This is a genomic window from Shewanella sp. Isolate7 (genome assembly GCF_022398425.1).
Classification (GTDB): domain Bacteria; phylum Pseudomonadota; class Gammaproteobacteria; order Enterobacterales; family Shewanellaceae; genus Shewanella.
Genome location: NZ_JAKEVJ010000209.1, coordinates 1 through 534 on the forward strand (window position 1 = coordinate 1; position 534 = coordinate 534).

Below are 534 nucleotides of genomic sequence, written 5' to 3' on the forward strand. Positions count from 1 at the left end.
GCAGAATCACCAAATGTAACAGGCGTTTCGCCAGCAATTGTTGGTTTTACTGCCAACCAAGTACTGTCTGTTGGCATAGAAGCAGCACCGCTTTCAGTAATTAAATTCTCGTTTGGTGTGCCTTTTTGCACAGCAACATTTTTACCTTTCAATTCTGCCCAACCATTGATGTTTTCTGTACCTTTACCAGCCAATAAAACGGTTTTACCATCAAAATAAGGTTCAGAAAAATCTACTTGTGCTTTACGCGCATCGGTAATAGAAATACCTGAACTCACAATATCTGCTTCGTTTGTGTTCAAACCATTCAACAATACCTCAAATGGACGTGCTTCAAATTTCACATCAAAGCCTTGTTTTTCGCCGATTGCTTTCAACAAATCGCAGTCAAAGCCTTCCACTTGGTCGGTTTCGCTGCGAGCAATGAACGGTTCCTACAAAGCCTCTGAATGCACACGATATACAGGCTTGCCTGAGTTACTAGTAGCAGCGGCAGTTGAAGCAGGAGTGCTTTCGGTAGGTGCAGAGGAAGCT

Annotated in this window: 1 protein-coding gene; it reads right to left on the minus strand. The window is 43.1% G+C overall.

The genetic code is table 11. The features are described from left to right. Positions 1–401 (minus strand): transporter substrate-binding domain-containing protein (locus tag L1D47_RS21060; protein WP_239886651.1); only part of this gene is annotated, 401 nt, incomplete at its 3' end. Positions 402–534 lie beyond the last annotated feature (133 nt).